This is a genomic window from Dickeya parazeae Ech586 (genome assembly GCF_000025065.1).
In the GTDB taxonomy this organism is placed as follows: domain Bacteria; phylum Pseudomonadota; class Gammaproteobacteria; order Enterobacterales; family Enterobacteriaceae; genus Dickeya; species Dickeya zeae.
Genome location: NC_013592.1, coordinates 2,448,719 through 2,473,358, shown reverse-complemented (window position 1 = coordinate 2,473,358; position 24,640 = coordinate 2,448,719). Strand labels below are relative to the sequence as shown.

Sequence of the window (24,640 nt, the reverse complement as noted above, 5' to 3'; positions counted from 1 at the left end):
AAAAAGCCCGCATGCGGGCTTTTTTTGCATTCTGAATCGACGAGCCGACAGGCCCGTCTTATACAGGATATCAGCCGTTTACGCTGACGGCAGACGCGCAGGATTTCGCCAGCTCTACTGCTGCCTCTGTATTGTCGGCCGTCGCCAACGCGACCCCCATACGGCGGCGCCCACTGATGTCTGGCTTGCCGAAGAGGCGAATCTGGGTATGCGGTTTCAGAGCCTGTTCCAGACCTTGATAGCGCACATCGTTGCTGGTTAGCTCCGGCAAGATAACCGCCGAGGCGGATGGTCCATACTGGCGAATTGCGCCGATCGGCAAGCCGAGAAACGCGCGGACATGCAAAGCAAACTCGGACAGGTCTTGTGAAATGAGTGTCACCATACCGGTATCATGCGGGCGTGGCGACACTTCACTGAAGATGACGTCATCGCCGCAAATAAACAGCTCCACGCCAAACAAACCGAACCCACCCAGCGCTTTTACTACGTTGCCGGCAATCTCTTTAGCCCGCGCCAACGCCAGGTCGCTCATGTGTTGCGGCTGCCAGGATTCACGGTAATCGCCGTCTTCCTGACGGTGGCCGATAGGGTCACAGAAGTGCAGGCCGTCGGCGGCGTGGATAGTCAATAATGTGATTTCGAAATCGAACTTCACCAGACCTTCGACAATCACTTTTCCACCACCGGCCCGGCCGCCCTCCTGTGCGTAGCGCCAGGCGTGATCCAATTGCTCCGGTGAACGGATAAGGCTCTGGCCTTTCCCTGACGAACTCATGACGGGTTTGACGATGCAGGGAAAACCTAATTCCTGAGCAGCCTGACGAAATGCGGCTTCGTCGGCGGCAAAGCGATAACTGGATGTGGGTAACCCCAGCGTTTCCGCAGCCAACCGACGGATACCTTCACGATTCATGGTTAGACGGGTAGCTTCAGCGCAAGGCACAACTCGTTGTCCTTGCTGTTCCAGAGCGACCAGCATATCGGTAGCGATAGCTTCAATCTCCGGCACGATATAGTCCGGGCGCTCCTGCAATACCAGCTGTTTTAATGCGTCGCTGTCCAGCATATTGATGACATGGCTGCGGTGAGCGACTTGCATCGCCGGGGCATCAGCATAGCGATCAACCGCAATCACCTCGATTCCCAAACGCTGACACTCAATCGCTACTTCTTTTCCCAGTTCACCGGAACCTAGCAGCATAACGCGAGTGGCGCCGGGACGCAGGGCTGTTCCCATTGTTAACATAACCTGATACCTGATGGTGTTGTGAAAAGAGGGGGGTAAAAACGGGCGGACTATGGCCCGAACGTGGCCACAGTATAAACGAAAACGTTTGCGTTTGGCATCACTCGCGTACTGGTACGCAAAAGCGAGTGAAAATCCGTGCAGATCTCGGTACAAGCTGGATTCCCCTGCTGATTCATGACAGGCTTTGGGCATTTGCCGTTGCGCCATGGCTGGTTTGCCAGTGTGGGGCAGCGGTAAGGCAGAGTCTGACAAATGAATGGAAAGGAGTGATGTGCATGAGCGCGCCGCAAGCCGAAAAACGCCCGCATAGGATGACGATGCATGGCGATACCCGTATCGATAATTACTATTGGCTGCGGGACGATGAACGCAACAGTCCGGATGTGCTGGCCTGGCTACAGGAAGAGAATCGCTATTGCGAACAGGTGATGGCGCCTCATGAAGCACTGCGTCGTACCCTGTACGAGGAAATGGTGGCGCGGATCCCCGGTGAAGATGTTTCGGTGCCTTATGTGAAACGCGGCTACCGCTACCAAAGTCGTTACGAGCCCGGCAAAGATTACGCTATTTATCAGCGCCAGCCGGAGCAGGAAACGGAACATGATACCTGGCAGGTATTGCTGGATGGCAATCAACGGGCGGCTGGCAGCGAGTTCTACAGCCTTGGTGCGTTGGGGGTAAGCCCTGATAATCGACTGATGAGCGTGGCAGAAGACTTGCTCTCCCGTCGGCAGTATGTGGTGACGTTTCGAGACCTGACCAGCGGCGAATGGCTGGAGGACCGGCTGGAGAATGTGTCTGCCGGTAGTGAATGGGCGGCAGATTCCTGCACCCTCTATTATGTGCGTAAACATCCGCAGACGTTGCTGCCTTATCAGGTGTATCGCCATCGTCTGGGGGATGATCCGCAGCAGGATGCGCTGGTGTATGAGGAAACAGATGATACGTTTTATCTCAGCCTTGATAAAACCACGTCCGAGCGTTATATCCTGCTCTATCTGGAAAGTACCACCAGTACAGAAATTCTGTTGCTGGATGCGACTGACCCACAGGCAAAACCGCAGGTGTTTTTACCGAGGCGGGCGGATCACGAGTATGTAATTGACCATTTTCGTGATGATTTTTACGTTCGTTCCAACAAAGACGGCAAAACCTTCGGCTTTTATCGTGCTCACGATGCCAACGAATCAACCTGGCAGCCATTGATCACCCCACGCCCGGACTGTGTGCTAGAAGGGTTCGCACTGTTTGATGAGTGGTACGTGGTTGAAGAGCGTGAGCGCGGGTTGACCCAGATTCGCTATATTCACTGGCAAACGGCGGTTTCGCGCCAGATTGCGTTTAATGACCCAGCCTACGTGAGTTGGCTGAGCTATAACCCAACGCCCGAGAGCACACAACTGCGCTACGGTTACTCTTCAATGACCACGCCGATGACCATCTATGAACTGGATATGGCAACCGGTGTGCAGGCGGTACTCAAACAATCCGCGGTAAAAAATTTTGATGCCGACAATTACCGCAGCGAACGAGTCTGGATAACCGCCCGTGATGGTGAATCGGTACCGGTATCGCTGGTGTATCGCAAAGACTGCAAACTGGCGCAGAGCCCATTGCTGGTTTACGGCTACGGCGCTTATGGCAGCAGTATGGATCCAGAGTTCAGTAGCAGTCGTTTAAGTCTGCTGGATCGTGGTTTCGTGTATGCGCTGGCGCATATTCGTGGCGGTGGGGAATTGGGACAGCAATGGCACGATCAGGGCCGGTTGTTCAACAAGATGAACACCTTTACCGACTTCATCGATGTTACGCAAGCGTTGCTGGCGCAAGGCTATGGTGACCCGAAAAAAACCTTCGCCATGGGGGGTAGCGCCGGTGGGTTACTGATGGGAGCCGTTATAAACATGGCGCCTTCGCTGTTTTATGGGGTGGTGGCGCAGGTGCCGTTTGTCGATGTACTCACGACCATGTTGGATGAGTCCATTCCGCTCACCACTGGCGAATATGATGAGTGGGGTAATCCGAATAACGCGGCTGATTACCAGTACATCAAGCAATATAGTCCTTATGATCGCGTCTCGGCGCAGTGTTATCCCCACTTGCTGGTGACGACTGGCCTGCACGATTCACAAGTTCAGTACTGGGAACCGGCCAAATGGGTCGCGAAACTGCGTGAACTGAAAACCGACGATCATCTGTTGTTGTTGCACACTGATATGGGGGCTGGCCATGGCGGTAAATCTGGCCGTTTGGCCCAGTTTGAAGACATTGCCCAGGAGTTCACCTTCCTGTTAATGCTGCTTGAAAGCCAGACTTTGTCGGGGTAGTACCCCGGACGGGGGGAGCGGGGTAAGACAAGCAACCTGGTTTGTCGAGCCCTAACGTCAGAAAAGGCCGTGCCAGAAAAATGGTACCCAAAAAGAGTACAAGAAAAGCGAGAAGCCAGACGCGAAGCGTTGGAACTGCGATCACCAGGTGTCAGGAGGCAGAGGGTGATCGCAGGATGTTGCCTTAATGGTGCTCGGTTAGGTGAACAACGAAATTTGTGGCAACGCGGTTAGTTTCAGTTAATTTCAGGCTGTGGTTGAGCCCGTTTGGCCCGCTTCTCCGCCCGTTTCTGCTCGGCGGTTTTCAGCGGTTTTTTCTTGGCGTTTTTCTTGCTGTCCATTCCTTTACTCATCTTGTGCCTCGCTAGGTAAAAGGTTGGTTGCCTATCCATTAACCCCCTGTTTGTGGACAGATGCAAGCGAAAAAGTGCTTTTGTGGTCATTAAAACGACGGCGCTGACTAGAAAAAACGGCGGAAATCGGTGTGGGCGGACGGGTAATCAGGCGCTATCCGTTTGTATTGGATAGCGTCGCTGTGAACTTGTACTGATGAATGGAGCCGTTATTTACTGTTTGGGTTGTACGGTAAGGTGGAGAACTGGTGGGATAGTTCCCGGTAGTAACTAACCCTTTCGCGAAAATAAGGGCGCAGATGTGCGGGTTGTTGCTGTTCGACTTCATCCATGATCACCGGCATATTATAGCGTTCGCGAAACGTTACGCCGGATGCCGCCAAATCCACATTGACCTTTTCCATTTCTTCATAAGGCAGGTCGGCCAGATTGTATCCCATGATTGCCTCCTCTTTGTTGCGCCACAAAAGTAAAGCAGAAGTGCGGAATTGGCAAATCCTGTTACTTTCCGGACTCTCGACAAGGCGGTGGGCGGCCCGTATCCTTGCCGTTGTTTTGCGTTAACTGAACGCAACAGAAAATGATTAGAAGGGATAAGAACATGTTGAAGCGTACATTTTTTCCGGTGATGAATGCAGTACTGTTAGTGGGAAGCCTTTTTATCTCTCAGGCTGCACTGGCGCATGCCCATCTCAAAAGCCAGATTCCGGCGGCAGACAAGGTGATCGCAAAACAAACAGCACCGTCTTCTCTGACGCTGCTTTTTTCTGAAGATATCGAACCCGCGTTCAGTGGTGTGGAGTTGACGCTGGCGGGGCAGGTGGTGTCGGTAGGCAAGGCGACGGTAGAAAATGATCATCATAATGTAATGGTGGTGCCGATTGAAAAGCCGTTAGCCAGTGGTAGCTATCAGGTTTCCTGGCATGTGTTGTCTGTCGATGGTCATAAAACGCAGGGAAGCTATCGTTTTGACGTTAAATAATACGGCAGTGATTGGCTGATGCTGCTGGAAGCGCTATACGCCGTATTGCGTATCGGACATTTTTCCAGCCTCATGCTGCTGGTAGGGACAACCTGCTATTGTCGGTTACTGTCACCCCGGACCTATCGTGCGCAGTTGGCGTTACGGTTGTATGGGGTGATGGTGTTCAGCAGCATCGTAGCCGTGTTGACCGCTGTTGGTATCCTGGCGGCTCAGACCGGATTGATGAGCGGTGACTGGCGTAATATCGGTGATGTCAGTACCTGGTATGCCGTACTGGGTACCCGTTTCGGGATGCTATGGATCTGGCAACCGGTGCTGGCGTTAATCACGTGTGCGGCGGTGTTCTGGCACCGCAGTGGATGGTTAACGGGCATGCTGGTGTCTGGCGTAGCCCAGCTCTGTGGTATGGCGTGGGTAGGTCACGCGGCGATGTTGGAGGGATGGCCCGGGATAGTGCATGGCTTGAGTCAGGCGGTGCACTTGTTATCGGTGACATTTTGGGTCGGCGGACTGTCTCCTTTATTGCCGGTATTACGGGATGCGCAGCGGGTGTCGGCACGTGACGATGCCATCCTGACGATGATGCGCTTTTCTCGTTTCGGTCATCTGGCGGTTGCGCTGGCAATCCTGACTGGTTTGGTGAATGCCCGATTGATTCTCGGCTGGCCGTTGCCGCCGTTCGGGGTGTATAGCGCGTTGTTGGCGGTGAAGGTTTTGCTGGTTGCTGCCATGGTGCTGCTGGCGTTATTCAATCGCTACTGGGTAGTACCGCGCTTTCAGCGTGCTGGTGCGACCGCTTATGGTTATTTTCTGCGATTGACGATTGTAGAACTGTCATTATCTGTTCTGGTGGTTGCGCTGGTTAGTGTTCTGGCGACATTGTCACCGGCATGAGTATACCGTAGGCAAGGAAATGTGCCCGTGCCGGGTATATTATGCAGACAAGCATACTGACTTTATTTTTTATAAACCTGGATTTTTAATAAACCCAGAATGCTTAATAAAAACAGGTAATGAAAATAATTATCAAAGCTATTTTCTAACTATGAGAATAATGAAAATTATTCTCATAACTAAATGATAATACATTGAAGTTATAAAGGATTTATTTCAATTTTGTGTTAATGGAATGTTTTAAATCCCGTCTTTTACAGGCATAATAAGAAAATCAGTCACCTGCCAGTAAAATAAGGAACGGCCATGTTAAAAAAAGAAATGATTCAAAAGCTGAATGAACAGCTTAATCTTGAATTTTACTCCGCCAATTTATATCTGCAGATGAGCGCCTGGTGTGGCGATAAAGGTTTTGAAGGTGCATCGGCTTTCCTGAAATCACATTCCCGTGAAGAGATGGATCACATGCAACGCCTGTTCGATTATCTGAACGACACCGGCAGCATGCCGCAATTGGGCGCGATTGCCGCACCGCCGATCGAGTTTGATTCGTTGCAGGATGTCTTCAAACTGACCTATGAGCACGAGCAGTTGATTACCCAAAAAATCAATGAACTGGCTCATGCTGCTATGACATTGCAGGACTATTCCACCTTTAATTTCCTGCAGTGGTATGTGTCGGAACAGCACGAAGAAGAAAAACTGTTCAAATCCATTCTCGACAAGCTGGGTATGGTGAATGCACAGGAAGGCGGCTTGTTCTTTATTGATCAGGATTTGAAAAAAATGGCGGCTTCAGTAACCCCATCTGCCTGATATGTGTCGGGTAATAGTCTCCCTATTACCCGTTCCCTTTTTACCCATTCCCCTTGCGATGCTTTTGCCAGCCGTTCCTACTCCCACGTTAAATCAAATCTGCTGTAACACCGTTTGTGTTTAAGGTCTTATTGCCGCGGTGTTTGTCATTCAGTCGTTTTCAATCGTCATAATGGTATAACCACATCCGTGGGGCCGAGGTTAGCGTCTTAAAATACGGTTTCCAGTGAATCCGTTACGCAGTAATGGTCATCAACCAATGGCAGGTAGCGCCATTTATCAAATGCCGTACAAGGATGGGAAATGCCGCATCCCACCCAGTCTCCGGGTTGTAACCGTTCTGCGTCTGGCAGGCTGAGATACGCGTGCTGATCGTTAACTTCCGTGATGCGCAACTGCGCGGCCGAACGTGCCGCGCTGCCGTCTGCCTGGCGGATCCATAACGGAATAGGTAAATCTTGATCGAATGGCACATCGCGTCGACCAAAATCGAGAAATGCCAGTCCAGGTTCTGGACGTGACAACACGCGCCCCCAGATTTCCAGTGCGGCAGTGAAATGGTGGTGACTACCGGGCTGGGCGAATGGTGCGATACGCGCATAGAGACCATTATCATGCGCCATGTAGGCACCGGAGCGGATCAAGGGGATAACCGGTAATGGTAAGCGGGCGCTAGTCAAACAGTCTGTGACCACATCAAACCACGCCCCACCACCGGCGCTAAGGATAATGTTGTCGCTGCCGAATAAGCGCTTTTCCGCCAGCAGTGCGGCGGTGGTGATTAGCATGTGGCAATAGTCTTTCACTCGTGCGATACCGGAGGCATCCCGCCCGGCGCCCAGTGCACCTTCATACCCTGACACACCAACCAACTGTAATGATGGGCTTGCCGCGATGGCGTCGGCAATCATCACAGCGTCCTTAAGTGAGCGGCAACCAGTACGGCCGCCGCTGACTGACATCTCCAGCAACACCGAGATACGGCTATGACCAAGATGCTGTTCCAGCAGTTTTACCCCGTGCAGTGAATCGACGTAGCAGAGGAAACCGTGGTCGGGATGCTGTTGTTGCCATTGCGCTATCCAGCGGATACCCGCAGGGTCAACCAACTGATTGGCAAGAAAAACATTACGAATGCCGAAGTGACGCAGTGCACGCACTTGCGCAGGCGTCGCGGCGCTGATGCCCCATGCGCCACCTTCGGTAATCGCCCGGCGCAAAACAGTCGCAGACATAGACGTCTTGCCATGGGCTGCCAGCATCACGCCTCGCTCGCGGCAGAAGGCCGCCAACTGGCGCAAGTTGTTCTCCAAAGCAGACTGCTTCATCAACATCAACGGGGAGAACACCGTTTCACTGCTTAACACCGGCGTCCCGACAGGCAAGTATTCCGTACCGCTACCGGCAACAGATTTAAAACGTGGTGCGGTGTGCGGCGCATCCAGTAAGCCATCAGCCTGCAACGGAAAGTGAATCGACATGTCGCCTCCTGTTAATGTTCAAGTACGCGGGATAAAAACTGTTGAGTCCGTGGATTTTGCGGATGCACAAAAATCTGCTCGGGTGAGCCTTGTTCCGCGATTATGCCTTGATCCATGAACACCACACGGTCAGCTGTTTTGCGTGCGAAGCCCATTTCATGGGTTACCACCACCATCGTCATGCCGTCACGAGCCAGACTGCGCATGACTTCCATTACTTCACCGACCAGCTCAGGGTCGAGTGCAGAGGTGGCTTCATCAAAGAACATAATCCTGGGTTCAACCGCCAATGCCCGGGCGATGGCAACCCGCTGCTGTTGCCCGCCGGATAACTGCGCAGGATAGTGGTGCGCGCGTTCCGCCAGCCCGACACGTTCCAGTGCAGCCATACCGCGTTTCGTGGCCTCGGCTTCAGGTAATTTTTGTGCTTTTATCAGCGCTAGGGTCACGTTGCCAAGCGCCGTTTTGTGCGGAAACAGGTTAAATTGCTGAAACACCATGCCAACGTGGCCACAGATCTCATGGCTGCGGTTGGTATCATGTAACGGCACATCATTGACCCAAATCTCGCCGCTGTCGGCACTCTCCAGGCCGCTCATAATGCGCAATACGGTGCTTTTTCCAGAACCGGACGCGCCAATCAGCACCAACACTTCACCTGGCGAGACGTCAAGACTGATGGCTTTCAACACCTGGGTGGTGCCAAATGATTTGGAAATACGGCTCAGTGTAATGGCGGATTTGCTCATGATAACTGGCTCCTGGCCTGGTGATGTTGAACCCAACGGGAAAGCGGAAAACAAACGGCGAAATAGAGTAGGGCGACCAGCCCATAAATGATGACCGGCTGGCCGATACGATCGACAATCGCCTGCCCCTGATGCATCAGCTCTGACATGCCAATCATGCTGACTATTGAGGTATCCTTAATCAGCGACAGGTATTGCCCGGTCAGCGGGGGCAGCACGATGCCACGAGTCTGGGGCAGGATCACACTGAGAAAGGTCTGGCGTTTGGATAAACCTAAAATCCATGACACTTCCCATTGCCCTTTGGGCACCGCTTCAATGCCAGCGCGAAACACTTCCGCGATGTAAGCGCCCTGATAAATACTCAGCCCCAGGATCCCGGCGGCGAACAAGTTAATGTCGTATCCAAAATACGCTACGCCGAAGTAGATAAACATCAGCGTAATGAGTACGGGTGTGCCGCGAAACAGCTCGATGTACAACAGGGCGAGTTGTCGGGCGATGGGCAATCGGCTGGTGCGTAGCACCGCTGCCAGCAGGCCAAGCAACGTACTACCAATAATTGCGGCCACCGAGAGTACCAGCGTGGTACCAAGACCGGTTAACAGCAACGGCAGAGCACTGATGATGATGTCGTTCATAGCGCATTCTCCCGTTTTGGCAGCGAATTAGTCAGCCATTGTCTTATCAGCCCGGCGGCGGGCTTTTTTACCGGGGTGACCAGCGGCGGGGTAAACAGACGCCGTCCTGCCAGATGCCCTAACCATGAAAACAGATTGCTGAGCAGTAAATAAATCACCGTCACGATGCTGAAGGTCTGGATATACAGCAATGTGCGGGCATTGATGACGGTTGCGGTACCCGTCAGTTCCGGCAGGGCAATGGCGGATAACAACGAGGTACCTAACAGCAATTGGATCAGGTTGTTGATAATGGCAGGCCATACAGCGCGCGTGGCCTGGGGCAGCACTACGCTCAGGAAAATGTGCCAACGTGGAATACCCAGGATCCAGGCCGCTTCCAATTGGCCCTTAGGCACCGATTGAATGCCGGCCCGAAAGGTTTCCGATAAATAGGCGCCGACATTAATGCCTAATGCCAGTATCCCTGCTGTTGTTGCACTCATGGTTATACCGAGTGAGGGCAGCCCGAAGAAGATAATAAAAATTTGTAGTAGCACCGGCGTGTTACGAATGAACTCCACATAGCCGTGACTCAGCCAGCGTACCGGTGCCAGCGATGAGGCTTTTGCCAGCGCCGCTAACAGGCCAAGTGCTATCGCCAGTGCAAAAGCAAGCAGGGTGACCTGCAATGTCAGCCAGGTGGCCGTCAGAAACGTACCACCATAGTGCCACAGGGTTAGCCATTGATAATTCATGGGTCTGCTCCTTTGAGCGGCGCAACAGTGAATGCTGCGCCACGTGCGGTCAATATTGTGGGTTCAGTGGGTAGCGAGGTTTACTGCCAAACCATTTCTGATACAGCGTTGCGTTTTGGCCGGACGCATTAATCTCAAACAGGAATTCATTCAGGTAATTCAGCCAGACCTGATCGCCTTGCTTCACGCCGAATGCGTTGTATTCAAGCGGAACCAATGCTTCATTGGTGACCGTCAGTGTTGAGTCGAGCTTACTTTGATAGGCGAGGAAATTATTATCTTCGATCATCGCATCAGCCTGACCTTGTTTTACCGCCAGAATGGCCGCCTGGGATGAGTCGTATTCCTGAATCTTGACATCGATACCGAGATTGCGCACTTCGTCGCCGTTTGTTGAGCCCTTCACGGTGGCGATGGTTTTGCCCGCCATATCATGAGCGGACTGAATTCCGCTGTTCTTACGCACCAGCATGGCTTCGCTTGCCACGACATACGGGGCGGTGAAACTGATTTCTTTGGCGCGTTCCAGGTTGCGGGTGAAGTTACAAAACACGACATCCACTTTATTGGTCTGCAGGTTAGGAATGCGGTTCGCACTGGTGGTGTTGACCATCTCTAGCTTGACTCCCATCGCTTTTGCCAGTGCTTTGGCCAAATCCACATCGTACCCATCAGGGTTACCCGCCTGGTCATAAAAGCCGAATGGTGCGAAGCTCAGACAATCACCGACGCGTAGCGTCCCACGTTGCAAAACGGTTTGAAGGGCAGACTGCGGCGCAGCGTTGTCAGCCTTCTTCTCATCGGTAGGCGTACAGCCTGCCAGGGTCAACAACACCAGCGCGCTGGCAAAGAGCCTGGTGTTTATTTTTAGCGATGTTGTATTCATTTTATGCTCTCTTATTGAATGGAGATGATATGAAAACCGTTATTTTGCAGAAAAGTGGAAAACGCTTATTAATAACAGGCTACCCTGGTTTTGACGCGTAAAATGAAAATAATTAGCCTGTTTTTAGCGTGGACTTAATTACTTGCGATCGGCACGAAAGCATTTCATATCCACTTCCACTTTGCAGTCGACGACCAAATCCTGCACGCTGCAAATTCGTGCGGGAGGATGGCCGTTAAATATTTCACTAAATACTTTATTAAATGAACTGAAGTAACGGGAGTCGGTTAATACTGCTGTGACGTGGACGACATCTTCCACACGGTAACCCGCTTCACGCATGATAGTCAGGCAATTATCGAACGCTAATTGCGTTTGCTCGATGATGCCACCTTCCACCACTTCGCCATTACGCATGGGCGTTTGACCGGAGATATACAGCCATCCATCGGCTTCGACGGCCCGTGCGAATGGCAGTTTTTGCCCGCCGGTACCGGTCCCACCCTCAATGCCGTAGCGTTTGATCGTCATGCCACCTGCTCCTTATTCATGATAACTCGGGTATGGTGTTGTCTGTGTATCTGTCCGGTATATCAGACTTTAATCTGCAATACCGGATAGCGCAAGATTTGCACAGGATTTTTATTTTTGCAATATAGGGATCCGTATTTAATTTTTAATCCTGCTGACAGGATCCCAAAAATAAGAGAAACGAATATCAGTTTTAGGGATGAAAACATCGGTTGTTTTGTTTTCTTTAACGAACATTATTTATTTGCGCCAGATTGGGGCACTAAAATGGAGCGCAGGTATTATCGGTATCCAGAGTAAAAAATTATTTTATCGAGATGGGTTAACGAGGGCTGGCAGTGTATGATGCTTTCTTTTTTCAGCGTATTTATCATTGCATGATTGCAACAGGAGAATGTGCCTATGTCTGACGAGAAAACGTCACGGGCGCGCGGTGTGGACCGGGTCATCGAGATTTTTCGCCAACTGCATATTTCCAGAAAACCCATGGCCATGCGTGATTTGATTGACGCAACAGGTGCTCCCCGTTCCAGCGTCTATGAACTGGTGAGCCTGCTCAGTGAGGCTGGCTTGCTGGAACTGGATGCTGATGGTGCCGTGTTCTTCGGTCGTGAGATGCACTACTATGGTGCGGACTACATGGCGCACAATGATTTGATTCGTCGGGCGCACCAGCTCATGGTGGAACTCGTTGCGCGTCATGGTGAAACCGTGCAGCTCTGCATGCTGGAAGGGAATAAATACACCGTAGTGCTATCGGAAAGTAACGCGCATCCCTTCAAGATAACCTCGGATATCGGTGTACGCGTTCCCATTCCGTGGACGGCGACGGGACGGTTGCTGCTGAGTAATTGGTCAGACAGTGCCATTCTTGAGCTGATCCCTGAAGAGGATTATCGTCTGGCGAATGGAACCATTCTGGATAAACAGGCGTTCCTTGATGATATCCATCGGGCAGGGCTGCAAGGGTATTGCCAGACGGAAGGGCTATCGGAAAGTTTTACCTGTTGCATGGCCGCCCCGATTCGCTCACGCAGTGGTCAGGCGGTAGCGGCAGTCTGCTTTATGGTTAGCCGCGATACGCCGCCAGATCGCCGTAAAATGTTATTGGATGAGTTGATTGTTTCCGGGCAGAAGCTGTCTGATTTCACCTGATGTGATTTCCTGGGATGGTGAGTTATGGCGCAGTGGTAATCTCCACGTGTGGGAAGAATGAATACGATTACCGCAGACATTCATTGAATGCCTGCGGTAATGCAGTTATCAATTTTCACATATTTATATTTTTTTAGAAAATTACTACCGGAGTGATGATAGATAAATGAAATAAGAGTGAAAATCAAAATATATGCAATAAAAACAAGATTCTTACTGGGATGTTTACAGACTGCAAAATCGATAATTTAATAGATTCTAACTTGTGATGATTATGGGTTTATAATAAAGGTAGGAGCGTGGTAATGTTATATGTCTGGTGGAATAGTGTTTACAATGTCTATACGCTGAAGTATCAAAGTGGTCTATATATCAGCAAGGAAATACATGGCGAGGTAGAAATATAATATGAACGTTTATGGGAAAACAGCAATAGCAGCAGTGGCAGTATACGATAGGCTTAATAAGCCTGATCCAAGGGAGTGTTGGGAAGATTCAATTACCCAGTTCACCAATAGTAAGGATAGCCAGAAAAAAGGGTGTCCTCGGTCTGCATTTCTTGGCTTGTGTCAGGATGGTTATGTTAAAGGGATTCCGAAGAGAAATTATCTATCATCGGATAGCCCAAATAAAGACTATGCCAAGATAGCGGCGGAATTGGTACTAAAAGAACCTGACAGAAAGTATTCAAAGGCTGTGTTGTGGCGAAATGCTACAGAAAATTACCCTGATGCTGCGAAAAACCAGAATGGGCAGATGGATGTTGTACTGGCACTGAAAGAAGCTGGTTTATTACAGAAACCATAATTAATCTAATAACACGTACACGCTAAATTACTCAAAGAGCCTGGAGCATGATGTGCAAAATAGGTTCAGTTTTTTATTGTTCATTTTTGCGACGCATAACTAACTCAGTGTCTTTTCTATTCGGTCTCTTTGAGTAATTGAGGCCGACTTTATGTGCGATATATATTCTGAACCCGTTATTCAGTGACAGAAAGTAGTCGATATCTAGCTTGCAGCAATTTACACCGGGTACGGGTTTTCGGACATTTTCGGACATTGAAAAATAAATCAATACATATCAATTAGTTAAAAAAAGACCGAACACGATTCCTGTGCCCGGTCTAGGGAAATGGCTCTTGGGAGAGAGCCGTGCGCTAAAAGTTGGCATTTGTTGCAAGTTGCATCACAACCTGCTCTTTAAGCGTAGACGACCCCTCTTTGTTTTCCAGTCTGGCACGCGCTTTGGCGGTCAATTCTGAAACAATCTGTACACTTTGTGACAACCAACGCAAACCTGCATATTGACGATCCACTCGCTTTTCTGTCGTGCTATATGTGCTACTGGCAGAGGTGTTGTGCCCGGTCAATAAAGGGTTGCAGACTCATTTTTTTCCCCGGATTTTTCGGGTCATCCAGAAGGATGGTTTCCAACGGGCTGGCGTTTACTTTACCGGTGCTGACCTGTTCTCGGGCGATGTCGTTAAGCGGGTACTGTACCAGTGTGCTGGGGTTAATCACGTACATCGCGTGGTCAGCCCGGCAGACCAACTGAACCTCTTCGCGGTTAAATGCCCAATTCGCGCCATATTCCAGCTTACTTAAATTTGCTAATTGCGGAGCAGCGAATGCCTGCGCCGACAGGACCGAGACAATCAGTGACAGTACTACTTTTTTCATCGTGATATTCCATCTAAAGCGCACCCTGACCAGAGGTCACCTCAGGCATACTGTTCTCAGGCATATTGTTGGGTGCTGGATTCGCTATGGTTAAAGCGTGAGAGAAACCAGTATGACTGAAACCGCGATCATAACGGTCCGCTTTGATGAAGTCGAGCTAACGGCATAGCGAGTGCAACTGATGCGAAGGTAAGCGCCAGTTTGCTCAAGATTAAGGATAAAATGTGGAGACCGAATAGTGGTTAAGGTGCCGTTGAGGTGATTCCTGAGATGTTGCAATGGGAAACAACCATCAACGGGATTATACATAATGAAAAAAATCATTGCCGCGGCTGCGCTGTCGGTCGTGTTGGTTGGCTGTGCGAATCAGTCAGCCTCTATGCGGATGGCCGCTGAAACGGCGGATTATGGAACATTACCGGCAGATTATAAAAAACAGATTTACAGCTATTGCAGCTTTGCGCTGAAAGACCCGTATAGCGCGCATTATTCATTCATGGCGCCATACAAAGGTTATTTGGAAAAGGATTCATTCACATCAAAGAATAAAGTCACATTTGGCTGGGTGGTCCCGGTGGTGATCAATGCGAAGAACGGGTTCGGCGCCTATATGGGAAAACACAAGATGCTGTTTGTATTCTCTGAGGGGAAAATTAAAGACTCGTCATTCAATAAATCGTTCGGCAAGGTGGTACCGGTTATTTAAGTTTTTGCTGGGTTGATGAAATATCGGGCCGTACAGCAGAAAAAGGCGAGGGGAAACAGCCAGCGTGTAACACGCTGGCTGATGTTGGTCTGGTTAATTGTTGACGGTTTGTTTGTGAAAGATTTCGCGAAAGACGGGATAAATATCGTCCTGATCGCGAATATGCTGCATGGCAAAATTATCAAAATTCTCCCGCAGCACTTCATATTCCCGCCACAGCGTCTGGTGAGAGCGGCGGGTGATCTCTATATAGCTGTAGTAACGCACCACCGGCAGCAGGCGGGTGGCCAGTAATTCACGACAGAGCGGCGAATCGTCCGCCCAGTTATCGCCATCGGAAGCCTGCGCGGCATAAATATTCCACTGCGCGGGGTTATAACGTTCTTTGACGACATCCTCCATTAATTTCAGGGCGCTGGAGACAATCGTACCGCCGGTTTCCTGAGAGTAAAAGAATTCCTGCTCATCCACTTCCTTGGCCTGTGTATGGTGGCGGATATACACCACCTCCACATTTTTGTAGGTTCGACTCAGGAACAGATACAGCAGAATATAAAAACGTTTGGCGATGTCCTTGGTGGCCTGGTCCATAGAACCAGAGACATCCATCAGACAGAACATCACCGCCTGGCTCGATGGTTCCGGCCGACGTTCGTAATTCTTGTAACGCAGATCGAAGGTGTCGATAAACGGCACACTGGCAATACGCTGGCGCAACTCGGCGATTTCCTGACGCAGCCGCTCCTCCTCCAGCAACTGAGCCGGTTCCGTGTTTTCCAGCAATGCCAAGTCTTCCTCTCGCTGGTGAAGCTCGCGTCGTTTACCGGCGGTCATCGCCATGCGGCGTGCCAGCGAGTTTTGCAGTGAGCGCACCACGCTGATATTGGCGGGGACGCCATTGGCGGTGTACCCCGCACGATGGGTTTTGTACTCGTTCAGTTGCCGATGCTCGGTTTTTTTCAGGTTCGGCAGCGCCAGATCTTCGAACAGCAGGTCAAGATATTCATCTTTGGATATCTGGAACACGAAATCATCCTGACCTTCACCGTCCTGCCCGGCATCCCCCTGGCCTGAGCCGCTACCGCCACCACCACCCTGAGGGCGTTCGATCTTGTCGTTCTCGACAAAGTGATCGTTACCGGGATGAACCCGGTGACGAACCCCGCCACGCCCCTGATGGAACATCGGTTCACTGATATCCGCGTTGGGGATCGAGATAGACTCCCCATTTTCCACGTCGGTGACCGAACGCTTGTTGATGGCCCCGGCAATCGACTGCTTTATTTGCGACTTGTAACGGCGCAAAAAACGCTGGCGGTTAACCGCGCTTTTGTTCTTGCCGTTCAAGCGACGATCAATGAAATAGGCCATGTTTCCCCCAAACGACATGCCTGTCGATGTCCGGCATCAGGATGACTTCCTCACGCGCAGGTACCATTCGCACAGCAAACGCACCTGTTTGCGGGTGTAGCCTTTTTCCATCATGCGATCGACAAAGTCGTCGTGTTTTTTCTGTTCTTCCGTCGATGTTTTGGTGTTGAACGAAATCACCGGCAGCAGCTCTTCGGTATTGGAGAACATCTTTTTCTCAATGACCGTACGCAGTTTTTCATAGCTGGTCCAGTTCGGATTACGGCCGCTGTTACTGGCGCGGGCGCGTAATACAAAGTTGACGATCTCGTTGCGGAAGTCTTTCGGGTTACTGATACCCGCCGGTTTTTCGATTTTCTCCAGTTCGGCGTTAAGTGATTCACGATCAAACAACTGACCGGTATCCGGGTCACGGTATTCCTGATCCTGAATCCAGAAGTCAGCATAGGTCACATAGCGATCAAAGATGTTTTGACCGTATTCCGAGTAGGACTCAAGGTAGGCCGTCTGTATTTCCTTACCGATGAATTCGGCGTATTTCGGAATCAGGTAGCCTTTCAGGTGTTCCAGGTATTTCTCCGCCACATCCTGCGGGAACTGTTCCCGCTCAATTTGCTGTTCCAGCACATAGAACAGGTGAACCGGGTTGGCCGCCACTTCGCTGTGATCAAAGTTGAACACGCGCGAGAGGATCTTAAAGGCAAAACGGGTGGAAAGCCCTTTCATGCCTTCATCGACACCTGCGTAATCACGGTACTCCTGATACGACTTGGCTTTCGGATCGGTATCCTTCAGGCTTTCACCATCGTATACCCGCATTTTTGAGTAGATACTGGAGTTTTCTGGATCTTTGAGCCGCGACAGGATGGAGAAGCGGGCCAAGGTTTCCAGCGTGCCAGGCGCGCAAGGGGCGCGGCTCAGCTCACTGTTTACCAACAACTTGTCATAAATTCTGACTTCTTCAGAAACCCGCAGGCAGTAAGGCACTTTGACGATGTAGACACGGTCGAGAAAGGCCTCGTTGTTTTTGTTGTTACGGAATTGCACCCATTCAGATTCGTTGGAGTGCGCAAGGATAATCCCGTTAAACGGCAGCGCGGCGATACCTTCGGTACCGTTATAGTTGCCTTCCTGTGTGGCCGTCAGCAAAGGGTGGAGCACTTTGATCGGTGCTTTAAACATTTCCACGAATTCCATCACGCCCTGGTTGGCACGGCACAGCGCGCCGGAGTAGCCATAAGCGTCCGGGTCGTTTTGTGCGAAATGCTCCAGCTTGCGGATGTCCACTTTACCGACCAGCGCTGAAATATCCTGATTGTTTTCATCACCCGGCTCGGTTTTGGCGATAGCCAGTTGGGCCAGGATCGAAGGCCAGACTTTGACGACACGGAACTTGGTGATGTCACCGCCGAATTCCTGCAGGCGTTTAGCCGCCCAAGGGGACATGATGGTGCCCAGATAGCGGCGTGGAACGCCGTATTCTTTCTCCAGGATTGACGCATCTTCCTGCGGGTTGAACAAGCACAGCGGATGGTCGTTGACCGGGCTACGCTCGCCGTTGGCACTCAGGATATAAATAGGAACACGCTGCATCAGCGCTTTCAGCCGTTCAGCCAGAGAGGATTTACCGCCGCCGACCGGGCCCAGCAGATAGAGGATTTGTTTCTTCTCTTCCAGCCCTTGCGCGGCATGTTTCAGATAGGAAACGATTTGTTCAATGGCTTCTTCCATGCCATAGAACTCTTCGAACGCAGGGTAGCGGGCAATTACCCGGTTGGAAAACAAACGAGACAGACGTGGTTCCTGGGCGGTGTCTACCATAACCGGTTCACCGATAGCCATTAACAATCTCTCAGCGGCGTTCGCATACGCACTGCGGTCTTGCTGGCAGATGGTAAGGAACTCTTGCAGAGTGAACTCTTCGTCTTTGGCAGCGTCGTAACGCTGACGATAATGATCAAATATGTTCATAGCGTTGCCCGTCCTTCGTCGATTAACACAGAGTAAGAGAGCGAATGGTATGTATAAAGCCTATGTAATGGATGGCTCTCCCGGAAGAAGACCTCATACTGGAATACAGCAACCCTTATGCCAACTTGGCTGGCAACAGGGCGGGGGATAACTGGCACCCGGCTGTAGTCAGCGGAAATCCTCTGCCTTGTTTAAAGCGTAGTTTGCATCCATAAATTTGCCTCTATTCTTGCGTCGCATTTTTAAGATATTTCAATGACTCACTTCGGCATGAAGGCGTAAAGCTGGCTTTTTTATCCGCCAACACAGACCCGATGCGGGGTGATGATGGGGCAGACGAAATCGTTATAACTTATGTATCTTTCACATTAATGTGATGTATGTAGGACTCCGGCGCTGCTATGCTGCCGAATGCGATCAAATGTGTAACATCGAAGGAGCGCTACGACCGTGAAAAAACACGTATTCACTTTCTTAACGGCGACACTGGCTGGCGCTGTTACGACAGGCACCGCACTGGCGGAGGAGTTCTCGCTGGGCGTTGGTGCGGTTGGCGGAACGGTACTATACCGTGGCGATAGCGGGCATGTTTATCCTTTCCCAATGGTGAACTATGACGGTGATAATTTTTATCTGCGTGGTCTGCAAGGCGGGTATTACTTGTGGAATGACTCACAGAACAAGCTATCACTGACGGCCTATTACAATCCTTTCGGTTTTAGACCGGGAGACAGCGATGATAGTCAGATGAAGCAGCTCGATCGGCGACGTGGCACGTTGATGGCGGGGCTGGCGTATCGTTACGACGCCCAGTGGGGAACGTTGCGCACGGTTTTCGCTGGCGACACGTTAGACTACAGCAACGGTCTGGTGTGGGATTCCGCCTACCTTTATCGCTTCAATGCCGGTAACTGGAGCCTGACGCCGGGAGTCGGGGTTACCTGGTCGAGTGAGAACCAGAACCGCTACTATTATGGTGTGACGGGTGATGAAGCGGCACGCTCCGGATTACGCAATTACCAACCGAATGATGGCTGGTCGCCCTACGTTGAGTTGAGTGCGGGTTATCAAATCAATTCCAACTGGAGTTCCTGGGTGAGCGGACGTTATATCCACCTGTCTGATGAAGTGAAAGACAGCCCGATGGTTGATAAAAGCTATAACCTGATGCTGGGCGGTGGTGTCAGTTATCGTTTCTGACATGGCGTGCTCGCGTATTGTGCATTGGCTGCACAAAAATGGGGTGCGTTCACCCCATTTGCACATTAATGGCGCGGGCGAGGTTTGTTACCCTGAGCGCAGGAGGGTAAGAACATGCTAAAGCAGGTGGTATTCCCAGAGGGGAGAACGGTTCCCGCGATAGGTCAGGGAACCTGGTTTATGGGAGAGAGTGCGCAACGACGACGTGCGGAAGTCAGTGCGCTACAAACGGGTATCGATCTGGGCATGACGCTGATCGATACGGCGGAAATGTATGCTAATGGTGGCGCGGAAGAGGTGGTCGGAGAGGCGCTGCGTGGCCGTCGTGATCAGGTTTACCTGGTTTCTAAGGTGTATCCGCATAATGCCGGTGGGGAGCGGGCGATCGCGGCTTGCGAACGCAGTCTGAAGCGTTTGAAAACCGATTATATCGACCTGTATTTACTGCACTGGCGTGGCGGTATTCCGTTGACAGATACCATTACTGCGATGGAGTGCTTGCAACAGGCCGGCAAAATTGGTCGCTGGGGTGTTTCTAATCTGGATACGCGGGATATGGCAGAACTGTGGTCATGTCGGGGTGGCAGTCAGTGCCAGACTAATCAGGTGCTGTATCATCTGGCTTCACGCGGCATCGAATATGATTTACTGCCCTGGTGTCAGCAGCGTCAACTGCCGGTGATGGCGTACTGCCCGTTGGCTCAGGCCGGGCAATTGCGGCATGATTTATTGGCGCATCCGGCGGTTGTGCAGGTTGCTCGCCAGCAGGCGCTGACACCCGCTCAGGTGTTGCTGGCCTGGGTGGTTCGCCAGTCTGGCGTTATTGCTATTCCCAAAGCCAGTACTCTGGCGCATGTCAAAGAGAACGCCGTCGCACTCGATGTGACGTTGTCACCTGAGCAGATAGCTATCCTCGATGAGGCTTATCCGGCGCCTCGTCACAAGCAACCGCTCGATGTCGTCTAAGCGGGACAACAAAAGCATGGCTGGCTTTCGCCAGTCATGCTCAGCAGAAACAACAATAATAAGATTATTTACGCAGACGAATCGTAGAGGTCAGGCGTGCCGGGGTTTGTGTGGTTGCCACAGCCGGTTGCGTCACTCGGGCCGTTTCGACACAAACAAAGGTCTGGTAGCCGTCATCCGTCATATCGCTGATGGTGCGAGACAGCTCTGCTCCTGGGTTCCAGGCCACAACATCGCTGTGATGGGCGTGATGCACTTCAATGGTGCGCTTCAGTTCCGGGTCTTCAATCAGGCTGACTGATGCCGGATGGGTATAGATACGATCGGTACGGGTGGCAAAGGTCAGGTCGCCTTGCTGGGTATCGGTTTTACCGTCGTTAACCTTATCGATGAAGGTCTCACCCAGGCCGCTAATCCGAATTTTGCTGATGTCGCCAATCTGGAAGTAGGTATGTAGCGCAGTGGTCAGGCTGTAGTCACCGTGGCATTCGAGCTCCATGCGGCATTCGTGGGCCGTCAAATGGAAGCGAGCCAGAACGGTAAACGTATGCGGCCAGGTGGCGCGTGTCTGTTCGGAATCACGTAAAGTAAACGCGAGGGTCACGCCATTCGCGTCTTCGCTGTGCGAGGTGAATTCCCAGGCCAGCAGGCGACCAAAGCCGTGATTGGGCTGCGCAGCCGGACCAAACCAGGGGAAGCAAATAGGCACACCGCCGCGAATGGCCACACCGTTTTCAAATGGCGTGTTGTCGCTTAACCATAGCACCGGCTGTTCGCCAGTAGGCTGCCAGCTCAGCAGGTGAGCACCCTGCAAGGCAACGGCGGCACGAACCTGCGGATGGTCGACCACAATCACCGGCAGTTGGCCCAGTTGACGTTGGCTCAGGTGGGTGGTGATCGCATGACTGATGGGAAGTGAATAAATGTTGTCGTTCATGGTATTGGTTTTGCCTTAGTGTTCTTGTTGTATACCCTAAATACTTCGAGTTTTAGGACAATACGCCCGTGTTGAACAACGCCCCTGCAACGTGAAGTATGACGGGTATCTACCCAATAAAAAAGGGCGACTTACGTCGCCCTCTTATCATCTGTTCATCGCCACATTACTTGGAGATGTGAGCGATCAGATCCAGAACCTTGTTAGAGTAGCCAGTTTCGTTGTCATACCAGGAAACCAGTTTCACGAAGGTGTCGCTCAGTGCGATACCGGCTTTGGCATCGAACACAGAGGTCAGTTTTTCGCCGTTGAAATCGGTGGATACCACGTCATCTTCGGTGTAACCCAGAACGCCTTTCAGTTCGCCTTCGGAAGCGGCTTTGATAGCGGCACAAATTTCTTTGTACGTTGCCGGTTTTTCCAGACGGGCAGTCAGGTCAACAACAGATACGTTCGGGGTCGGTACACGGAACGCCATACCAGTCAGTTTACCGTTCAGTGCCGGGATAACTTTACCTACAGCTTTAGCTGCACCGGTAGAAGACGGGATGATGTTCTGAGCTGCGCCGCGGCCGCCGCGCCAGTCTTTGTGAGACGGGCCGTCAACGGTTTTCTGAGTAGCAGTGGTAGCGTGAACAGTGGTCATCAGCGCTTCAACGATACCGAATTTGTCGTTGATAACTTTAGCCAGCGGTGCCAGGCAGTTGGTGGTACAAGACGCGTTAGACACGATATCCTGACCAGCGTAGGAAGCGTGGTTAACCCCCATAACGAACATCGGGGTGTCGTCTTTAGACGGGCCAGTCAGAACCACTTTTTTAGCGCCAGCCTGGATGTGTTTACGCGCGGTTTCGTCGGTCAGGAAGATACCGGTTGCTTCAGCAACAACGTCAACACCAACTTCGTTCCACTTCAGGTTAGCCGGATCTTTCTCAGCGGTAACACGGATGGTTTTGCCGTTAACAACCAGGTGACCGTCTTTAACTTCAACAGTACCTTTGAAGCGGCCATGGGTGGAGTCATACTTCAGCATGTATGCCATGTATTCCGCATCCAGCAAATCGTTGATGGCAACGATTTCGATGTCAGAGCGTTCCTGTGCAGCGCGGAAAACGATACGGCCAATACGGCCAAACCCGTTGATACCTACTTTGATAGTCATATATTCCACCAGCTATTGGTTTGTGAATAAAAGGTTGGTTGTAAAATTACAAAAACCTTACTGAGCGTCAAGCGGAATCGTGTCAATCGTTGCGGTAAGTCAAAAGTCCGCTCAACAGTTGCACGATAAACAGCTATCAGCCTAACTAAAGGGCATAACCCAATCATATGAGGAATGCACAGGCATGGAAACACCTGCCATAGGTGTAATTGTGATAGTGATCACAATTAAATGTGCCATTACTGCGTGGGGATAAGTGTAGGCCAAAATAGGCTGTGGCGGTGTTAACTTTTTGTTAGAATTATGCAGCATCATTCTGGTGAAAAAATCGTGTTTCAGTGAGCATCTGATGACCAAGACAACTGTTTTCCAACGCAATCTGGATGAGTTAACCGACCTGCAACGGCACGTGACACAGCAACGGGGGACCGAAAGCCCCTATACCGGCAAGCTGTTGCATAACAAGCGCACGGGGGTTTATCACTGCCTGTGCTGCCATCAGCCGTTGTTTTATTCCGATAGCAAGTATGATTCCGGCTGTGGCTGGCCGAGTTTTGATCGCCCGGTGAATGAGCAGGCCGTCCGCTATCTTGATGATCATTCGCATCATATGCACCGTATTGAGATCCGTTGTGGTCAGTGTGACGCTCATCTGGGGCATGTCTTTCCGGATGGTCCACAGGAGACGACCGGTGAACGTTATTGTGTGAATTCTGTGTCACTCAGCTTTATTGATGCGGAAAATGGTCAGCAGACGGATGGTTAGCTGGGCTAATACAATAGATTGACGTGAAACCAATAGATTGACTTGAAACGTTTCAGCTAAATCTGACTTCAGGCAGAAAAAAACATGCAATTAGACGATTTAATAAACAGCATGACGCCGGAGATTTATCAGCGTCTGACTACCGCGGTGGAACTGGGAAAGTGGCCAGATGGTGTGGCCCTGACGGCGGAACAAAAAGAAAATGCACTACAGATGGTGATGCTATGGCAGGCGCGTAATAACAACGAGGCTGACCATATGACGATCAACACCCGTGGTGAAATCGAAATGAAAAGTAAGCAGGAACTAAAACAGCGCTTTGCTGGTGATACGATCACCACGCTGAAACCACAAGACTAAGCATGAGACATGTCGGTGATTTGGGCACGCCAGCGCTGAGCGCTGGCGTGATGAGAAGAGCGTTATTAACCCAGTGACGCAATAAACGTTGCCAGAGAAACCTGGGTGGCACCGTGTTTTACCATCACGTCTATCGCCTGCTGGCTGTCGTTGGATTGCAGGTTAACGCCTCTGCAGCCGTCTGCCAGCACCTCGGTTTGATACCCCAGCGCTAGCGCATCCAGCACGGTGTATTTGACGCAATAATCAGTTGCCAGCCCCATGATGGTCAAACGGGTAATGTTTCTGGCTTTCAGCCAGTCGTTCAGGTCGGTGCGGGTACGGTGACCGTTATCGAAAAATGCGCTGTAGCTGTCGATAAAGGGATGCATTCCCTTACGCACCACCCAGTCGATGGCGCGCTGATTCAGTCGGGGGTGGAGGTCGGCACCCGGTGAACCCTGTACGCAATGCACTGGCCACCAAATCTGCGGCAGGCCATCCAGTTCGCCTTGTTCACCCACATGGGTACCGGAGTTAATGGCGAAACTGCGGTGATCCGCCGGATGCCAGTCCTGACTGGCTACCACCATGACGCCAGCCGATTTGCAGGCCGCGATAGCCTGATTGGCGATCGCGACCACACTATCCCCATCCGAGACAGCCAGTGCGCCCCCCGCACAGAAGTCATTTTGGATATCCACCAGCAAGAGTGCTCTGTTCATCGTCTCT

Annotated in this window: 25 protein-coding genes; 11 read left to right on the top strand and 14 right to left on the bottom strand. The window is 51.3% G+C overall.

Annotated features, from left to right (window positions below; genetic code table 11):
• Window positions 1–70: 70 nt before the first annotated feature.
• The gene (gene purT / locus DD586_RS10795; protein ID WP_012884855.1) at window positions 71–1,249 is read right to left on the bottom strand and encodes a formate-dependent phosphoribosylglycinamide formyltransferase; all 1,179 of its coding nucleotides are present in this window, start codon (window positions 1,247–1,249) and stop codon (window positions 71–73) included.
• Between the two features lie 278 nt (window positions 1,250–1,527).
• Between purT and DD586_RS10790 the strand changes: the two genes are divergently transcribed.
• Window positions 1,528–3,579 (top strand): S9 family peptidase, encoded by a 2,052-nt coding sequence (locus tag DD586_RS10790; protein ID WP_012884854.1) that lies wholly within the window; start codon window positions 1,528–1,530, stop codon window positions 3,577–3,579.
• 562 nt (window positions 3,580–4,141) lie between these two features.
• On the opposite strand, the gene DD586_RS10785 is transcribed toward DD586_RS10790, so the two are convergent.
• Window positions 4,142–4,372 carry a DNA polymerase III subunit theta gene (locus DD586_RS10785; RefSeq protein WP_012884852.1) on the bottom strand — a complete coding sequence of 77 codons (231 nt, stop codon included), beginning with the start codon at window positions 4,370–4,372 and terminating at the stop codon, window positions 4,142–4,144.
• A 161-nt stretch (window positions 4,373–4,533) separates the two neighbouring features.
• Here DD586_RS10785 and copC point away from each other — a divergent pair, with 161 nt between their 5' ends.
• From copC to ftnA, 3 genes are all read left to right on the top strand, one after another.
• Entirely contained in the window at window positions 4,534–4,914 is a 381-nt protein-coding gene (gene copC, locus DD586_RS10780; RefSeq protein WP_012884851.1) for a copper homeostasis periplasmic binding protein CopC, read from the top strand.
• 18 nt (window positions 4,915–4,932) lie between these two features.
• The gene (copD, locus tag DD586_RS10775) at window positions 4,933–5,811 is read left to right on the top strand and encodes a copper homeostasis membrane protein CopD (protein WP_012884850.1); all 879 of its coding nucleotides are present in this window, start codon (window positions 4,933–4,935) and stop codon (window positions 5,809–5,811) included.
• Between the two features lie 306 nt (window positions 5,812–6,117).
• The gene (gene ftnA, locus DD586_RS10770; protein ID WP_012884849.1) at window positions 6,118–6,627 is read left to right on the top strand and encodes a non-heme ferritin; all 510 of its coding nucleotides are present in this window, start codon (window positions 6,118–6,120) and stop codon (window positions 6,625–6,627) included.
• 209 nt (window positions 6,628–6,836) lie between these two features.
• Here ftnA and DD586_RS10765 read toward each other — a convergent pair whose 3' ends face one another.
• The 6 genes from DD586_RS10765 to DD586_RS10740 form a co-directional block, all read right to left on the bottom strand.
• Window positions 6,837–8,108: an alanine racemase gene (locus DD586_RS10765; protein WP_012884848.1), complete on the bottom strand. Its 1,272-nt coding sequence runs from the start codon at window positions 8,106–8,108 to the stop codon at window positions 6,837–6,839.
• Between the two features lie 11 nt (window positions 8,109–8,119).
• Entirely contained in the window at window positions 8,120–8,857 is a 738-nt protein-coding gene (locus tag DD586_RS10760) for an amino acid ABC transporter ATP-binding protein (protein ID WP_012884847.1), read from the bottom strand.
• On the bottom strand, window positions 8,854–9,498 hold the full coding sequence (locus DD586_RS10755) for an amino acid ABC transporter permease (protein ID WP_012884846.1): 645 nt from the start codon (window positions 9,496–9,498) through the stop codon (window positions 8,854–8,856). Before DD586_RS10755 ends, DD586_RS10760 begins: the two co-directional genes overlap by 4 nt.
• Window positions 9,495–10,235 (bottom strand): amino acid ABC transporter permease, encoded by a 741-nt coding sequence (locus DD586_RS10750; RefSeq protein WP_012884845.1) that lies wholly within the window; start codon window positions 10,233–10,235, stop codon window positions 9,495–9,497. The genes DD586_RS10755 and DD586_RS10750 overlap by 4 nt, the downstream gene beginning before the upstream one ends.
• A 49-nt stretch (window positions 10,236–10,284) precedes the next feature.
• Window positions 10,285–11,121: an ABC transporter substrate-binding protein gene (locus DD586_RS10745; protein WP_012884844.1), complete on the bottom strand. Its 837-nt coding sequence runs from the start codon at window positions 11,119–11,121 to the stop codon at window positions 10,285–10,287.
• Window positions 11,122–11,259: 138 nt separating this feature from the next.
• Complete coding sequence (locus tag DD586_RS10740) at window positions 11,260–11,652, bottom strand: RidA family protein (RefSeq protein WP_012884843.1); 393 nt, start codon at window positions 11,650–11,652, stop codon at window positions 11,260–11,262.
• 402 nt (window positions 11,653–12,054) lie between these two features.
• Here DD586_RS10740 and DD586_RS10735 point away from each other — a divergent pair, with 402 nt between their 5' ends.
• Together DD586_RS10735 and DD586_RS10730 are read left to right on the top strand one after the other, a co-directional pair.
• Window positions 12,055–12,807 (top strand): IclR family transcriptional regulator, encoded by a 753-nt coding sequence (locus tag DD586_RS10735; protein ID WP_012884842.1) that lies wholly within the window; start codon window positions 12,055–12,057, stop codon window positions 12,805–12,807.
• A 408-nt stretch (window positions 12,808–13,215) separates the two neighbouring features.
• Entirely contained in the window at window positions 13,216–13,614 is a 399-nt protein-coding gene (locus tag DD586_RS10730; protein ID WP_012884840.1) for a DUF6979 family protein, read from the top strand.
• Window positions 13,615–14,151: 537 nt separating this feature from the next.
• On the opposite strand, the gene DD586_RS10725 is transcribed toward DD586_RS10730, so the two are convergent.
• Window positions 14,152–14,490, bottom strand: a complete 339-nt coding sequence (locus tag DD586_RS10725; RefSeq protein WP_012884839.1) for a YebY family protein — start codon at window positions 14,488–14,490, stop codon at window positions 14,152–14,154.
• Window positions 14,491–14,800: 310 nt separating this feature from the next.
• Here DD586_RS10725 and DD586_RS10720 point away from each other — a divergent pair, with 310 nt between their 5' ends.
• Window positions 14,801–15,196, top strand: a complete 396-nt coding sequence (locus DD586_RS10720) for a hypothetical protein (protein WP_012884838.1) — start codon at window positions 14,801–14,803, stop codon at window positions 15,194–15,196.
• Window positions 15,197–15,289: 93 nt separating this feature from the next.
• Here the strand turns inward: DD586_RS10720 and DD586_RS10715 are convergent, their stop codons facing one another.
• Both DD586_RS10715 and yeaG read right to left on the bottom strand, forming a co-directional pair.
• Window positions 15,290–16,567: a YeaH/YhbH family protein gene (locus tag DD586_RS10715; protein WP_041164937.1), complete on the bottom strand. Its 1,278-nt coding sequence runs from the start codon at window positions 16,565–16,567 to the stop codon at window positions 15,290–15,292.
• Between the two features lie 36 nt (window positions 16,568–16,603).
• Window positions 16,604–18,538: a protein kinase YeaG gene (gene yeaG / locus DD586_RS10710; protein WP_012884836.1), complete on the bottom strand. Its 1,935-nt coding sequence runs from the start codon at window positions 18,536–18,538 to the stop codon at window positions 16,604–16,606.
• 450 nt (window positions 18,539–18,988) lie between these two features.
• On the opposite strand from yeaG, the gene DD586_RS10705 reads away from it, so the two are divergent.
• Both DD586_RS10705 and DD586_RS10700 read left to right on the top strand, forming a co-directional pair.
• Complete coding sequence (locus tag DD586_RS10705) at window positions 18,989–19,738, top strand: MipA/OmpV family protein (protein WP_012884835.1); 750 nt, start codon at window positions 18,989–18,991, stop codon at window positions 19,736–19,738.
• 114 nt (window positions 19,739–19,852) lie between these two features.
• Window positions 19,853–20,704, top strand: a complete 852-nt coding sequence (locus DD586_RS10700) for an aldo/keto reductase (RefSeq protein ID WP_012884834.1) — start codon at window positions 19,853–19,855, stop codon at window positions 20,702–20,704.
• 64 nt (window positions 20,705–20,768) lie between these two features.
• Here the strand turns inward: DD586_RS10700 and DD586_RS10695 are convergent, their stop codons facing one another.
• On the bottom strand, window positions 20,769–21,641 hold the full coding sequence (locus DD586_RS10695; RefSeq protein ID WP_012884833.1) for a D-hexose-6-phosphate mutarotase: 873 nt from the start codon (window positions 21,639–21,641) through the stop codon (window positions 20,769–20,771).
• Between the two features lie 166 nt (window positions 21,642–21,807).
• Entirely contained in the window at window positions 21,808–22,803 is a 996-nt protein-coding gene (gene gapA, locus DD586_RS10690) for a glyceraldehyde-3-phosphate dehydrogenase (protein ID WP_012884832.1), read from the bottom strand.
• A 349-nt stretch (window positions 22,804–23,152) separates the two neighbouring features.
• Between gapA and msrB the strand changes: the two genes are divergently transcribed.
• Both msrB and DD586_RS10680 read left to right on the top strand, forming a co-directional pair.
• Entirely contained in the window at window positions 23,153–23,569 is a 417-nt protein-coding gene (gene msrB, locus DD586_RS10685; protein WP_012884831.1) for a peptide-methionine (R)-S-oxide reductase MsrB, read from the top strand.
• A gap of 84 nt (window positions 23,570–23,653) precedes the next feature.
• Window positions 23,654–23,929: a YeaC family protein gene (locus DD586_RS10680; protein ID WP_012884830.1), complete on the top strand. Its 276-nt coding sequence runs from the start codon at window positions 23,654–23,656 to the stop codon at window positions 23,927–23,929.
• A 65-nt stretch (window positions 23,930–23,994) separates the two neighbouring features.
• Here DD586_RS10680 and pncA read toward each other — a convergent pair whose 3' ends face one another.
• Window positions 23,995–24,633 (bottom strand): bifunctional nicotinamidase/pyrazinamidase, encoded by a 639-nt coding sequence (gene pncA / locus DD586_RS10675; RefSeq protein ID WP_012884829.1) that lies wholly within the window; start codon window positions 24,631–24,633, stop codon window positions 23,995–23,997.
• Between the last annotated feature and the right edge of the window lie 7 nt (window positions 24,634–24,640).